The organism is Halomicronema sp. CCY15110 (assembly GCF_016888165.1).
Classification (GTDB): domain Bacteria; phylum Cyanobacteriota; class Cyanobacteriia; order Phormidesmidales; family Phormidesmidaceae; genus Halomicronema.
On record NZ_JACSWC010000395.1, the window covers coordinates 1 to 13,335 of the forward strand.

Genomic DNA, 13,335 nt, shown 5'->3' on the forward strand with positions numbered 1-13,335 from the left:
ATTTTGGTGGAGGGAAAGCCCCGTCAGATGGGCCAGTTGGCCCAGTTCTGGCGGCACCGCCGTCAGTTGATTTTGGTCGAGGGAAAGCTCCGTCAGATGGGCCAGTTGGCCCAGTTCTGGCGGCACCGCTTTGAGGTTCAAGCCGGAGAGGTCTAACTCGGTGGCCTGGTTAGCGATCGCTGCCTGAATCCGTCTTTCCGCTTCGGCATAGCCCTCGTCGGCTTCTGGGTTGGGGAGCTGAGCGATCGCCTCTACCTCTAAACCCAACACTGCCGTGATCGCTTCCACACTGGCGACCAACACCGCTTCGCCCCGAAATAATCGACTCACCGTTTTGGCACTCACCCCTGCGGCTGCCGCGATCGCGGCGAAGCTCAATTTTTGCTCAGCTTTGGCTGCTTCGAGCCGCTGCACTCCTTCCGGGCTGGCAAACACAGGTTGGCGAGTTGACGACATGGCGAGGGTAGGGCGATTTTTCTCTAAGGGTAGCGGCGGATTCTAGATTTTGGATGGGGGATTGGCATTCGTCACGTCACCCGCAATCAGGTTGCATACAGTGGGGCCGTTTCTATATCCCCCGCTGTCGTTGTTGATGAACCTGCCATGACTACCCCAACCCCCGTCACCCCCGGCCAATACCGCATCTTTGCCGGGTTTGCCGGATTCCTCATCCTCAGCGGTGCGGCCCTCAGCCTCTTTGGCGTCTTCTTTCTCAAAACCACCCTGGCGAGCTATACCTGGCCCAGCCCCCCTGGCCAAGTGCAGGCCGTCACGTCAAATCTCTACTACTCCGAATCGCACGGCAGCATCAAAACCTATCGCGACACCGTGGCCGATCAATACGCAGTGGCCGCGATCAGCTATACGGGCGATCGCTCAGGGGCAACGGTACACTTACCCCTGAAAAATTGCTGGCGATTTTGACTAATGTCCTGTGCCGCGTCCAAATTTCGCAGCACAGTTCAAGATTCTGACGTATCCTTTATGGTCTGATGCCTGTTCCTTAAAGATTCTCCCAGGCCCAAAGGTCGGCTGAATAACCGTTGTTATGCTTGGGGTGAATGTTTGACTACATATGCTAACGAGTGTTGACCGCTTACTGTTTGTGCGAGAAGTCCCGATCTTCAACGAGTTAAGGGACGACTTTTTAATCAGACTGGTGTCGATTATGGACGAACTCTCGTTTCCTGAACGGCACACTATTTTGACTGAGGGCCACGAGGGACGGGCGCTCTACATTGTGGTGAAAGGGCAGGTTAAGGTCCATCGCGAAAATGGTCAGACCTTAGCAGAACTGGATGCCGGGGCGTGTTTTGGGGAAATGTCGCTGTTTGATGCGGAGCCGCGATCGGCGTCAGTCACCACGTTAGAAGAATGCGACTGTCTGATCTTGACGCAAAACCAACTGTACGAAGCGATCGATGAAACGCCGGGCATTGCCATCAACATCATTCGATTGTTATCTCGCCGGATTCGGGAACTGAACAAAGACTTACAAGAAAAGCGAGCGACTCCCGAGCCCCAGCGGGAATCGGATTTTACCTACAACCCGGGTGAAGTGCCGGGTCGGCAGCGGCAAACAGCCATGGCCGACAACGGCGCTTATGCCTTGGTCGAAGAGAATGCAGGCTTCCCCTACGGTAGCTTTCCCCATTAAGGCGATCGCGCTGGCGGCGGCGGGCGATCGGGGCGCAGTAGAGCCGCTGCCCCAAAGTCAGGTACAAGAGAAGGGTTGCTTACCTTGACTTTGCGATGACTTTGTCCCAGCGCCTTTGGCAGACCAACCAAGATTTAGCCCAGGCTTGTCTCACCCATCCCTTCGTCCAGGGCATTTACGACGGTACGCTGCCACGCGACACCTTTGCCTATTACGTGGGGCAAGATGCCTTCTTTCTCGAAGCCTTTGCGCGGGCTTACAGCGTGGCGGCGGCCAAAGCCCCCAATTGGCAGGGATTCATGACGTTCCATGAATTGGCCGGGGGCGTGTTGAGTGAGTTGAAACTCCACGATCACTACGCCCAAGCCTGGGGGGTGGATTTATCCACCGTCCAACCGGGGGCGGCCACACGGCGCTACACCGACTTTTTGCTGGCAACGGCTTGGAGTCAGACGGTGGGGATAACCGAGATCGCCATGTCGCCCTGTATGCGCCTGTATGCATTTATTGGTCAATCGCTAGCCAGTCAGGGCCTGCCTGACCATGAGTATGGGGACTGGGTACGCACCTACAGCAGCGACGACTTTGAGCCCCTGGCGGCGCAGCTCGAAGCGCTCGTCGATCAATACAGTCCTGATAATGAGCTGGCGGCAGCGACGTTTCGCTATGCCATGCAGTGTGAATACGACTTTTTTGAGGCGGCGTGGCGGGTTTGAGAGAGCGAGGGTAAGTGGGTGTGAGGGGGAGGGGGGATTAGTCCGCGAAGTGTAGGAATGCCATTGTGCTGGCAAGCATCTTGCCAGCCGGCAAAAACAAATCCGCCCTCGCGCTAATAAAGGGTCTGCATCAGCTTTTTGCGATAGGTTTGGGTGAGGGCATGGTCGTTGCCCAGCAGGTTGAACAGGGTCAGCATGGACTTGCGGCCAGCATCGGCGCGATATTTGCGATCGCACTTCACCAGCGCCAAAAACTGCTCCAGCCCCGTTTCATAATCGCCCGCGATCGCCGCCTTGGCACCCGCCAGATACAGCTCATCGGCTTCACTATCGGGGGTGAGTGTAGCGATCGTTTGATGAAATGCCATCAGCGATCGCACCGCCTGAGCTTGTTCACCATAGGGCTTTTGTAGCGGGTCAATGCGATCGAGCAGCGCGATCGCCGAGTCAAACTCGCCTTGAGCCAGGTAAAACTGCGCCGCATCGAGCAGGAGTTGGGGGCGATCGGGAAACTGCTGGAGCAACTCCGCGTATTTCGCTTGCAGTTGCACCATATCCCCACTGCCTCGGATAGCGGCTAAATCAGCCCGCGCCTCATCAAAGTGAGACTTGAGATTGAGCTGCGCCAAAAAAGAGCGCAGTTGCGTTTCATCGAGCATGCCGACAAAACCGCTGAAGATTTCACCCTTGACCGCCACCTTGACATCCGGCACCCCCTCGACCTGATAAATCCTGGCGAGCTCTGGGTTGTGGTCAATATCAACCTTCGCTAACGTGAACTCGTACTCTTGGGTCAGCTTTTCCAGCAGCGGCTTCAGCATTTGACAGGGGCCACACCACTGGGCGTAAAAATCAATCACCACCGGCATTTGGTAAGACTGTTCCAGCACCGCCTCGTCAAAGGTCGGGCTCGTGACTTCAACAATCGCCCCCATCGTTATCCTCCTGTCAGTGATCTATTCATCATTATCAGCTCATAAACCGATAACAGCACTTCAATCACAATTAAGATCACGACATACCATTCCAATCGCAGGCCGGTGTTTTGCTGCTGAATGTCCAGCGCCGTTTCCGCCGTGCGCGACACCAGATCAAGCTTGCGATCTAGAGAAGAGTGCCGTTCTCGAATTTCATATTCATCCTCAAGCCGGGCGTAAAACCGATCCAGCTCGGGATATTCCCACAGCAGCTCTGGCTTATCGACGATTTCGACTCGGCCCACAATTTTGTGATGGATGAGCAGTGAGTTGCCGATTTGCTTCAGCAACACCTGAGCCCCGCGTCGTGGCGATTTGGGCTTTTGTAGACTGGCCGCAAAGGGTTCGATCAAATCAAAGACTTGCGCGGTTTCGGCCTCATATTGGTCGAGCACCACACTCTTGGCGAGGACATGGGCCACGAGTTGCAGTACGGGAATGTCAAACTGCGGGACGAGGATGACCCCAGCTTCGACTTTACCTTCATTCACCGGAGCGAGACGAATTAGGACATCTTCTGTCTCAGGTTCGGCAAACGGGCTTACAATCAGTCCTTGAATATCATTCAAAAACTTTGCTTCTTCAATACTAGAAAAGCCAAATAAGACCGCCACTCCATAATCAAATAGGACGACGCAATTGGTGTCGTCACTATGAATCGTCAGGGGATCTACTGCTAGCGGGGCCGTTTGAGTAAAGGGTTGCAAGTCAACTTTTTGCCCAAGAAAATAGGCTCGGACTTCGACTGTATCAATATCTGTAAACAACACTGCAACTCGTGATTAACCGTAAGTAAGTATTTTTGTCCCAACCCTGCGACCTGCTGCGGTAAAGCAATTTACCGATAAGCGATGATCAATCCACTTAGGACAGATTTAAGATATGGAACGTATTCTCTTTATATTAGGCATCTTGGACGATGAAGATGTGGATTGGTTGGTAACTGCGGGGTCCCGACGTGAACTGGCCGCTGGCGAAGTCTTGATTCAACAAGGCGAACCGATTGACGCCATCTACTTAATTTTGATGGGGCAGTTTTGGGTGTCGCTGGATCATTCTCCCAAAACGTACATTGCCCGGTTATCCAGCGGTGAGGTCATGGGCGAAATGTCGTTTGTCGATCATTTGCCGCCGTCCGCGACAGTGACCGCAAGCGAGTCGTCGGTGGTGCTCATGGTGGAGCGATCGGTGTTGAACCGGAAGCTCGATCAAGATCTGGGGTTTGCCAAACGCTGGTATCAAGCGCTGGCAACGCTGTTGTCGATTCGCCTGCGGGGGACGGTCAAGCATTTGGAGGCGGAGTTTTGGGAACCGACGGAACTCAACCAAGCGCTGCTGTCGTCGGATATGGCGGACAATATGACGCTCGGCGGCATTCGATTTGATTGGCTAATACGGCGGCTGCGGGATACTGAACCGGAGATCTGATGGCGTGATCCGAGTCCGTATTGACCAGTATTCGCAGCGATCTGAGGACTGGGGGGGCTGGCATCCGGAGGATGAGCGGGATTGTGGCCCAGGCTCAAGGTTAAACTACTCAAGTTACTCTGGTGAGCGATCGCGCTCCTGCCGACCCATTCTCCTCGTTATGACTGCTCATCCTTCTCCAATGGAATTGCCGGATTTTTTGCCCGCTGCGGTTGCTCAACTCACCGAGCCGACTTCGATCGCGATCGCCCAGCACATTCAACAGGTCGAGGTCGCTACGGAACTCAGCTATCTGCCCGTACCGACGACCTACGTCTGTGAGGGAGCCGGGCAACCGCCAGTGCTGCTGCTACATGGCTTCGACAGCTCGCTGTTCGAGTTTCGTCGTTTGCTGCCCCACTTAGCGCAATTTCATACAACTTGGGCGGTGGATCTGCTGGGATTTGGCTTTACCGATCGCACCGTCACGCCAGCATTTTCCCCCGCTGCGATTCAGCAACATCTGCATGATTTTTGGCAGCAGTTGATTCAACAGCCAGTGGTGCTGGTGGGGGCGTCCATGGGCGGGGCTGCGGCGATCGACTTTGCCCTGACCTACCCGGACGCGGTGAGCCAGTTGGTCTTGTTGGATAGTGCGGGTCTGGCCGCTGGCCCGGCCATGGGGCGATTCATGTTTCCACCGCTCGATCGCTGGGCCACCGCCTTTCTGAAAAATTCGGGGGTGCGGCGACGCATTAGCCAGCAAGCCTATGCGGATAAATCGTGGGTCACGGCGGATGCCGAGTTGTGCGCGGCGTTGCACCTGGCCTGCCCCAATTGGTCGGAGGCGCTGATTGCGTTTACCAAAAGTGGTGGCTACAACTTTTTAAGCGATCGCATTGCCGACATCACGCCTGAAACGCTGATTGTGTGGGGACGACAAGACAAAATTTTGGGCACCCAAGACGCCACCCGGTTTGCCGAAAAGCTACCCCACGCCACCCTCACCTGGATTGACCAGTGCGGCCATGTCCCTCACTTGGAGCAAGCGGAAGCCACTGCCCAGGAAATCCAGCAATTTCTCATGGCGCGATGAGCCGCCGGAAGTCTTCCCGTCCATCGTTCAGGGCGGGACATCACTTAGCGGGGAAATCTTCGCAGCCAGCGGACAACAGTCCCCAGCGGACACAGTGCGGCAGGCGCGACCACACCTGCTTCTCAAGGTTTCTACGCTTAATTGGTGACGCCCCCTGAAGGCTGCCAAGCGAGGCTCACGACTCGTCAGGGCGGTTGCTGAGGCCGGTTTCGGGAGGCGTGGGCAAGCTCGTGGTCAAGTAGCGAAAATCGGCTAAATGCTGCTCTAGCGCCACAATTTGCGGCAGATTGAGACTGTAGTAAGTCCAGCGGCCTTGAGAACGCGATCGCAAGATGGCCGACTCCTTCAACACTCGCAGGTGAAAGGACAACTTGGACTGACTAACATCAAGATGCTCACACAAATCGGCAACGCAGTATTCGCAGTCCCGCAGACTCTCAATAATCCGCAGTCGTAACGGGTCAGAGAGCGCATGAAACGCCTTTGCCGCCGGAATTTCTACTAAAGCAACCATAGTGTAAAGAGCGAGTGAAGTTGATGAATGTAATATCAATACTAATTGGTAAAAATAAAAACGGCATTAACCGTCGACGAAAATACCCCTAAGGGTAGAGATGTCTAGATGAATCGTCATTATTTGATTAGATTGTTTGTGCCATAAGTTTTTCTGGTATTTGCTCGCATTGACAACTGAAGTCCGATACACCCTGTTTCACTTATTGAATACATCAAAAAATATAAACCTATTGGACTTATTGCCCCCTGGAATGACCTCCAACAAGACCGGATAGGGGCCGCCACCATTGGGTTCAAATGCTGGGCATGGTCGATCGCTTGGAATCACGTGAGTTCGATGAAAAGTCTACGTCTGTCATTTCAGCGGGGGTTAGAGATCCCAGTCAAGGCAAAAATAAGGGGTTGCAGTCTTGCTTCCACTGGGAGAGATGTGGGGAGAGAGGGCGAAATCAGCCTGTCGCACTGACGTTGAATCACACAAGTGTGCTGTTTAACTTTGCGTTTTGCCGGTGTCGTTGGCGATCGCTAGGCCCGGGCTGGGGGGTGCTGTTGCCAAAAGTCTTGATGGAGATGCCGGATCTCAGCGGCGACTTCGGCAATTGGCCCCCAAACTTGCAGGGGCTTTTGCCCGCAGGCGAACACTTCGCGACAGGGCAAATTTAACGTGGGATTCGCGTCATGGTTACCCGTGAGGGCGAGCAGTTGGGTTTCGGCCACGCCGTAGACGAGTTGGCCAATATTGGCCCAATATTGCGTCCCGGCACACATGGCGCAGGGTTCTACCGTGGTGTACAGCGTGCAGCCCCATAAATAATCGGGAGCAAAGCGCTGGTAGGCCGTCCTGGCGAGGGTCGATTCGGCATGGTTGACGGTGTCAAGGTTGCCCTGCGCTAGCAACACCGTGGCTTGGTCGGGCGCGACTAAAATCGCGCCAAAGGGATGATGCCCTGCTTGCAATGCCTGTTGGGCGACGGCATTGGCTCGCCGCAGGTGGGCAATCATTTGGTCGCGACTGGGAGGAGGATGAGCCATCTGTGAAGCGCGATCGCTGGCTGGTGATGATGACCTGGTTGACTGACAAAACTCCCAAAACCCTTATTCTGCAGTAGGTTGGGTTAGCGCTAGCGTAACCCAACCTACTGCCTCTAGTGCTGGGTTTCACTTCGTTCTATCCAACCTACGCGAGGAACTTTCGTCAGTCAATCAGGATGATGACATCGATAAGGCTTCCCCGTTCCGGTTGCCGACCAGTATGCGGAAGATCCGCAAGGCAAACAAGCCACTGCCGTTTCCCAGGTCTCTCTCAGGGGTAGTGGCGGCGGCCCAGTTAGCGACGCGGTTATTTACGCGGCGGATTTTTGGGACGCTGAGGGCGAGGCTCGCTATTGGGGAGATTTTCGGGGGTGACGGGGGAATTGATGAGGTCAATCAACCCTTCGGAGAGAAACTTGGGATCCATAAAGAGGACTTTAGAGTTGTTGCTTTCCCCGAGCTTTTGATTGGCCTCCACATACTGCTGGGCAATCAAAAACTTGAGGATCTCCTGGGCATCGGGACGCTCTCTGAGGGCTTCTGACAGCAGCTCAATCGACTGCACGGTGCCTTGCGCGCGCCGAATCGACGCCTGCTGCTCACCCTCGGCCTCTAATACGGTGGCGCGACGTTTGAGTTCAGCGGCCTGCTGTTGCTGCATCGATTCCAACACCGAGGCTGGTGGCACGATACTCTGCACCTCGACCCGAGTGATTTTGACGCCCCAAGGTTCCGTCGCTTCATCCAAGTGATCGAGCAGGGCTCGGTTCAGCTCATCCCGGGAGGAAAAGGTCTTTTCAAAAGGCATTTTGCCGATTTCCGATCGCAGCGTCGTCACCACTAACTCGCGGATCGCATCTTGAATATTTTCAATTTCGTAATAAGTGCGCTCTAAATCCAAAATTTTCCAATAAACCACGGCGTCAACGTTGAGGGCGACGTTGTCGGGGGTAATGGCGGATTGGGGGTCCACGTCGAGCAACCGTTCGCGAATGCTCTCTTCCCAAACGATGGTGTCTAAAAACGGCACGATGAAGTTGAGGCCAGGTCGCAGCTTGCGGTGATAGCGGCCCAGTCGTTCGACCAACGCCTGATTGCCCTGATTCACAATGCGGACCGAACCCACGGTGTAACCAATGACGATAAGCGCCAAAATCGCAAAAATTGAGGGAGCCATTAAGCGCCTGCTCCTGGGGAGAGGGACAGAATCATCGTCAGTGTAATCCTTTTAATCAGTTGTGGAACGGGCGGGGGGCATCGGCAGCACAATCAAGGTATTGCCCTGGCGCTCGATGACGCGGACTTGGGTTTGCGCGGCGATCGCGACATCACTGATTTGGCAGCGGGCGTGCCAGATGGCCCCTTCGTAATGCACGCGCCCCCACTCCCCCGGCGCGATCGCTTCACACACCCGCGCCGTCGGGGCAGCGGCTAACTCTTTGGATTCTTGGGGCAGCAAGCCTCGCATCACGAGCGTAAAAACTGCGGATAATACCCCACAAAGGAAGAGTTGGCTGGGTAAAGTCGGCAACCGCACCGATGCGATCGCGGTGACCAAACTCGCTAACCCCAAGGCCACCGCTGGCGGATTGGGGATCAACAGACTGAAGGCCAGCAGACAGCACCCCCCGATCACCCAGGGCGTTGGCCCGACGGCCTGGGTCAATAAGTCTGGAAAGCTCATGGCAGGTCACCCGCTACAGTCACAACTCCGATAGCTCACGATAGTTCCTCTGTACTTTCAATCTTGCCGCAGGATTTCCGCCGCTGGTAAAAATCCACATGAAGCTTTGAAATCGACCTCGAAGCAGAACTTCAATTCCAATTTATATAATCGAATAGCATTGCAGCCCATGCCGCTAAAACAAAGGTAAGCCGCTCTTATCCGCGAACAATCATGCATGTATGAGTCCAACTTTCTACCTTCCACGTATCCTCTCAAGCCATGACAGCACATACACCGAAACGGAGTTACTTGCCGCTTCAAGTTACGTGGTCGTCTTGGCTGAACCTGGTGGTGGAAAAACTGATCTGATGGGGAGTATTGCTCAACAGCTGGGGACAACGGCCGTTACAGCAAGAAAATTTGCGCACATAGGAGTAAGTGAAAACAACGTCCCGTTGGTGATTGATGCATTTGATGAGCTGTCAAAGGTTGATGACTCCGGAATCTACAAACTTCTTGCTAAAGCTGAAGCAACTAGCCCAAGTCATGTTTACTTGTCGAGCCGATCCAGCGAGTGGGATAACGCTGCAACAAACGCATTCAACGAATTCTTAGGGCATTCACCTCTAGTAGTTAGGCTACGCGAGTTTGATGAATCGGAACAGAGGGCGATCTTTGAACATCACTTGCCAGGAGAGGACTTCGCGGCGTTTAAGACCGAGATTGCTCGATTTGACTTGGAAATGCTTCTCCCAAACCCTCAGTTTCTGAAACTGTTTGCTGATGCATATATTGAGAGTGAAAGACACTTCGCCGACAAGCGCTCAATTTTCTCACAAGCGGTTGAACGTTTGGCGAAGGAGGCAAATCCTTATCTGAAGGGCATTAATCCAACGCTTTCGATCGCTCGAAAGGTAGACATATCATCGGAAGTTTTCACTAAGCTTTTATTTGCCGGTGCAGAAGGCGTCTGCATAAGCGAAGCCACTGAAAATCGCATGTATCCATTGCTTGCTTCACTATTTGAAAGCGAAACTGCAGCTGATGCAATTCTGGCAACTCGTCTTTTCAAACCGAGCGACAACGTAGACCAGCATCGTCCCGTACACAAGATTGTCGCTGAATACTGTGCAGCGGACTATCTCACGAAGCGGATAGCAGACCCAGCGGACCCGCTGACATTGCCCAAGTGCCTGCCTATTATTGCTCCAAACTTGACAGTGCGAGATGAATTGCGAGGGCTGCTAGGTTGGATGGCAGCATTAGGTAACAAACGCATACAAGAATCTGCCATTAATCTTGATCCCTACGGAGTGCTAGCGAATGGCGATCCTTCCCAGCTTGACCATTCGTCAAAGCGCCTACTTATACATCGGCTAATAGAAGTCGAGGAACAAGATCCTTACTTTCGAAGGGGGGATTCCTGGCGTCGGTTCAGCGTTGCGGGGTTCTTCACCCAAGATGTTGTGGATGAGATCAAACCCCTTCTCACATCTGGAAGTGACGGGCACTTGCGTAATCTGATCCTTGAGCTTTTGAGAGGATCACCAGCAATCAAGCACTTGAGAGGTGAGTTGCGCCAACTTACTCTCACACCGACTGAAAGCGAACATACTCGTTGGCTAGCGAATAGATGTTTGCTCGACGTTGACGGTGATGTCCGTCGCTCTGACTTGGAAACCCTTATTTCTGAGGCCAGTAGTACTTCTCTCAGTATTGCGGCTGAGATCATTGAAACTCTAGGCCCGGAAACGTTCGAACGGGCTTATCTCGCAGAGTTTCTTCACGTATGCTCAAAGCTTTATCCGAACCACCGAAGAAGACATAGGCGTGCAATAGGAGATCGCTATTTCCTGAAAAAGTTCATCGACGGGCTAGACATTGCGACTATCGAGTGGCTCTTAGATGACTTGACCAAAAATTTAGTATGCGTATGCGGAAAGAAGCCTTATGAATGCGACTGCCGAAACGGTATAAGCAAAATCGTAGGATCAATGTTGGATCGCTACTTCGAGTTGGCAAAACCTCCCTTTGATCCATTACGGGTTTGGCAATGGGTCAGGAACCTGATCTTCCATGAGCAAAAAGGTATCCACCAAAGCAAGGCGGTTCAGGTCCTTCAAAACGATAATGAGCTGCACAAAGGCATTATTGCTCATGTATTTGGAACACTGACTGACCGTGACGAGATCTACGAAACAAAGTTCACTTGGCATAGGTTCCACTGCCACAACGGTCTTATTTTTCGAGGAGATGATTACAAATTCATAGTTGATCTGGCGTTCGAAACCGACAACCCAGATTTATGGGCATGTTTCATGGAAGGACATAGATACTATCAAAGTAAGGAAGAGCGAGGCCCAAATGACTTGCGGCGTCACATGCGTAAACAGGCACTGAAAAAAACCTTGTTCATGCAAGAGTGGGCCAAGATCAACAGGGCTACAGCAAAACAGTTCTATTTAGAAAAACGTGAGTGGCGTGTCAGGCCGACTCGCAAGATGAAGCACCGCCGCAGGAAGCAAGACGAAATACGAGCAGCAAACATCGAGTACTTTCAGGACAACAGGAAGCTTATCGAAGCTGGCCGCGATTGGAACTGTTTAGTTCTCTTTGCAAAGTTGGTTCTAATGCATTCGGACGATATCGAGCAAGAGGTTAACGACAAAAACCTCGTTCAAACTTCGCTCAGAAATTGTCTTGATTTTATAGCTCCGCATGTTCCCAACCTGAGTGAGATTGCGGAACTACGGCGTACTTCAAAAATTGATGACTCAGAGATTATTCTTTATGCAGCATGCTTAGAGATTATGCGCTTTAAAGGCAATCTAGAAGAAGTTAATCTCCACCTACTGAGAGCACTGCGTATTGGTATGTGCATCTCCTACGATGCTGTCTCCAATGAAAATTACGATGCACTATTAGAGGAAGTTAATCGTTTACTTTTTTCTGATAGCGATAGTGCAGAGAATTTCCTTCGTCATTACATTGAGCCACAACTGGCACAGTCAGGATATGCACATCCAGAGCTTTGGTTCTTGCGTAGAGAGGATACCTTTCGTCATTTACGTGCCACGCTATCGCTTGAATGGCTTCAACGTTTTCGTGAATTGGAACTGAATCCACTCAATACACTTTTCGAGATTGCAGCTCAACATAGTAACCGGGATAAGTTGAAAGAAATCATTGCTGAGCGTTGCACAGAGTTTATGTCCGCTTGGCCCAATCAGACTGAAAATGAAGATATCGAACGCAAACGTACTTTCTGGCTAGTGCGCGCGTGGTACTTTCTCGACGATACACCTGAAACATACTGGAACTGGCTTAAAGCAGATAAAGATACTGTGCTCCTACTTTACGAGCGGTCTGGACGAATGAGCCCTGGTACTTCTTCCTGGCCCATGCTCACATCAAGCAAGGTAGAAGCCATTCTGGATGCCTTTATTGGTCAATGGCCCAAGGTAGACCTGCCGAACCACTGGGGTTCGGGCAGCTCTAAAGGAGAAAATGCATATCGCTTTTTGACCGACGTGATCTGGTCTATCAACTCAGACGATCCCGATGATGCTATCCCTGTCCTCGAAAGGCTTCTTGCTGATTCGCGCTTCGCCGACTTACACAATGACCTGAAGAGCATACATGCCAGTCAAGTACGAAATAAAGCACTTAGGGATTTTGAACCGCCAACACCACAAGAAATCGTAAATCACCTGGATCGCAATGCAGTGGTTACTGTAGAAAGCTTGCGGCAACTTGTTATCGAAGAGCTTCAATACTTCCAGAAGGATATTGATGGCGGGGAGTTTAACTTCGCCAACCTATTTTATAAAAATGGTGATCGACTAGATGAAGAAAGGTCTAGAGATGTTATTGCTGGATACCTTAAATCAAGGCTTGAGCCGCAAGGTATTTCTGTTGTGAAGGAGCATGAGCTAAAGGACGCAAAGCGAAGTGATTTCACTGTAACTAAAATGATTGTCAGTAAAAAACTTTTGCTTGTTACAGAGGTTAAGGGGCAGTGGCATAAAGATCTATATACTGCCGCCTCCACTCAGCTGAATGAACTCTACTCGATACACCCAGACGCAGCGCAACAGGGCATTTTCCTTGCAATTTGGTTTGGCACAGGCGAAAAGGTTGCTGGACGAAAAAACCACGGCATCGAAAGTGCTCAGGAGCTTCAAATCAGCATTGAAGCAGCACTACCGCCAACGCTCAGAGGACTCATTGATGTGTTTGTTCTGGACGTGTCCAAATCCAAATAAGGT

General features: G+C 52.3%; 14 protein-coding genes. 7 read left to right on the forward strand and 7 right to left on the reverse strand.

Going from position 1 to position 13,335, the window contains the following annotated elements:
- On the reverse strand, positions 1 to 456 hold a 456-nt coding region (locus JUK32_RS19995), incomplete at its 3' end, for a helix-turn-helix domain-containing protein (RefSeq protein ID WP_204140630.1).
- A gap of 147 nt (positions 457 to 603) precedes the next feature.
- Here JUK32_RS19995 and JUK32_RS20000 point away from each other — a divergent pair.
- From JUK32_RS20000 to JUK32_RS20010, 4 genes are all read left to right on the forward strand, one after another.
- The gene (locus JUK32_RS20000; protein WP_204140631.1) at positions 604 to 924 is read left to right on the forward strand and encodes a hypothetical protein; all 321 of its coding nucleotides are present in this window, start codon (positions 604 to 606) and stop codon (positions 922 to 924) included.
- Positions 925 to 1,075: 151 nt separating this feature from the next.
- A complete protein-coding gene (locus JUK32_RS20005; protein ID WP_204140632.1) occupies positions 1,076 to 1,657 on the forward strand; it encodes a Crp/Fnr family transcriptional regulator in 582 nt (193 codons plus the stop codon).
- Positions 1,623 to 1,745 carry a hypothetical protein gene (locus JUK32_RS28100; protein WP_255538304.1) on the forward strand — a complete coding sequence of 41 codons (123 nt, stop codon included), beginning with the start codon at positions 1,623 to 1,625 and terminating at the stop codon, positions 1,743 to 1,745. The genes JUK32_RS20005 and JUK32_RS28100 overlap by 35 nt, the downstream gene beginning before the upstream one ends.
- 7 nt (positions 1,746 to 1,752) lie before the next feature.
- Entirely contained in the window at positions 1,753 to 2,373 is a 621-nt protein-coding gene (locus JUK32_RS20010; protein WP_204140633.1) for a TenA family protein, read from the forward strand.
- A 113-nt stretch (positions 2,374 to 2,486) separates the two neighbouring features.
- Here the strand turns inward: JUK32_RS20010 and JUK32_RS20015 are convergent, their stop codons facing one another.
- Together JUK32_RS20015 and JUK32_RS20020 are read right to left on the reverse strand one after the other, a co-directional pair.
- Complete coding sequence (locus tag JUK32_RS20015) at positions 2,487 to 3,308, reverse strand: tetratricopeptide repeat protein (protein WP_204140634.1); 822 nt, start codon at positions 3,306 to 3,308, stop codon at positions 2,487 to 2,489.
- 2 nt (positions 3,309 to 3,310) lie between these two features.
- A complete protein-coding gene (locus JUK32_RS20020; RefSeq protein ID WP_204140635.1) occupies positions 3,311 to 4,120 on the reverse strand; it encodes an RMD1 family protein in 810 nt (269 codons plus the stop codon).
- A 112-nt stretch (positions 4,121 to 4,232) separates the two neighbouring features.
- Here JUK32_RS20020 and JUK32_RS20025 point away from each other — a divergent pair, with 112 nt between their 5' ends.
- Entirely contained in the window at positions 4,233 to 4,778 is a 546-nt protein-coding gene (locus JUK32_RS20025) for a cyclic nucleotide-binding domain-containing protein (protein ID WP_204140636.1), read from the forward strand.
- Positions 4,779 to 4,959: 181 nt separating this feature from the next.
- Positions 4,960 to 5,853 carry an alpha/beta fold hydrolase gene (locus JUK32_RS20030; RefSeq protein WP_204140637.1) on the forward strand — a complete coding sequence of 298 codons (894 nt, stop codon included), beginning with the start codon at positions 4,960 to 4,962 and terminating at the stop codon, positions 5,851 to 5,853.
- Positions 5,854 to 6,028: 175 nt separating this feature from the next.
- On the opposite strand, the gene JUK32_RS20035 is transcribed toward JUK32_RS20030, so the two are convergent.
- The 4 genes from JUK32_RS20035 to JUK32_RS20050 form a co-directional block, all read right to left on the reverse strand.
- Positions 6,029 to 6,367 (reverse strand): helix-turn-helix transcriptional regulator, encoded by a 339-nt coding sequence (locus tag JUK32_RS20035; protein ID WP_204140638.1) that lies wholly within the window; start codon positions 6,365 to 6,367, stop codon positions 6,029 to 6,031.
- Positions 6,368 to 6,894: 527 nt separating this feature from the next.
- The gene (locus JUK32_RS20040) at positions 6,895 to 7,401 is read right to left on the reverse strand and encodes a nucleoside deaminase (protein WP_239112888.1); all 507 of its coding nucleotides are present in this window, start codon (positions 7,399 to 7,401) and stop codon (positions 6,895 to 6,897) included.
- Between the two features lie 307 nt (positions 7,402 to 7,708).
- A complete protein-coding gene (locus tag JUK32_RS20045; protein WP_204140639.1) occupies positions 7,709 to 8,578 on the reverse strand; it encodes an SPFH domain-containing protein in 870 nt (289 codons plus the stop codon).
- Positions 8,579 to 8,629: 51 nt separating this feature from the next.
- Entirely contained in the window at positions 8,630 to 9,085 is a 456-nt protein-coding gene (locus tag JUK32_RS20050) for an NfeD family protein (protein ID WP_204140640.1), read from the reverse strand.
- Between the two features lie 221 nt (positions 9,086 to 9,306).
- Between JUK32_RS20050 and JUK32_RS20055 the strand changes: the two genes are divergently transcribed.
- Positions 9,307 to 13,332: a hypothetical protein gene (locus JUK32_RS20055; RefSeq protein ID WP_204140641.1), complete on the forward strand. Its 4,026-nt coding sequence runs from the start codon at positions 9,307 to 9,309 to the stop codon at positions 13,330 to 13,332.
- Positions 13,333 to 13,335 lie beyond the last annotated feature (3 nt).

Coding starts and splice junctions, on each gene's coding strand:
- JUK32_RS20000 (WP_204140631.1), top strand. CDS start 604: ATGACTACCCCAACCCCCGTCACCCCCGGCCAATACCGCATCTTTGCC.
- JUK32_RS20005 (WP_204140632.1), top strand. CDS start 1,076: ATGCTAACGAGTGTTGACCGCTTACTGTTTGTGCGAGAAGTCCCGATC.
- JUK32_RS28100 (WP_255538304.1), top strand. CDS start 1,623: ATGCAGGCTTCCCCTACGGTAGCTTTCCCCATTAAGGCGATCGCGCTG.
- JUK32_RS20010 (WP_204140633.1), top strand. CDS start 1,753: ATGACTTTGTCCCAGCGCCTTTGGCAGACCAACCAAGATTTAGCCCAG.
- JUK32_RS20015 (WP_204140634.1), bottom strand. CDS start 3,308: ATGGGGGCGATTGTTGAAGTCACGAGCCCGACCTTTGACGAGGCGGTG.
- JUK32_RS20025 (WP_204140636.1), top strand. CDS start 4,233: ATGGAACGTATTCTCTTTATATTAGGCATCTTGGACGATGAAGATGTG.
- JUK32_RS20030 (WP_204140637.1), top strand. CDS start 4,960: ATGGAATTGCCGGATTTTTTGCCCGCTGCGGTTGCTCAACTCACCGAG.
- JUK32_RS20035 (WP_204140638.1), bottom strand. CDS start 6,367: ATGGTTGCTTTAGTAGAAATTCCGGCGGCAAAGGCGTTTCATGCGCTC.
- JUK32_RS20040 (WP_239112888.1), bottom strand. CDS start 7,401: ATGGCTCATCCTCCTCCCAGTCGCGACCAAATGATTGCCCACCTGCGG.
- JUK32_RS20045 (WP_204140639.1), bottom strand. CDS start 8,578: ATGGCTCCCTCAATTTTTGCGATTTTGGCGCTTATCGTCATTGGTTAC.
- JUK32_RS20050 (WP_204140640.1), bottom strand. CDS start 9,085: ATGAGCTTTCCAGACTTATTGACCCAGGCCGTCGGGCCAACGCCCTGG.
- JUK32_RS20055 (WP_204140641.1), top strand. CDS start 9,307: ATGAGTCCAACTTTCTACCTTCCACGTATCCTCTCAAGCCATGACAGC.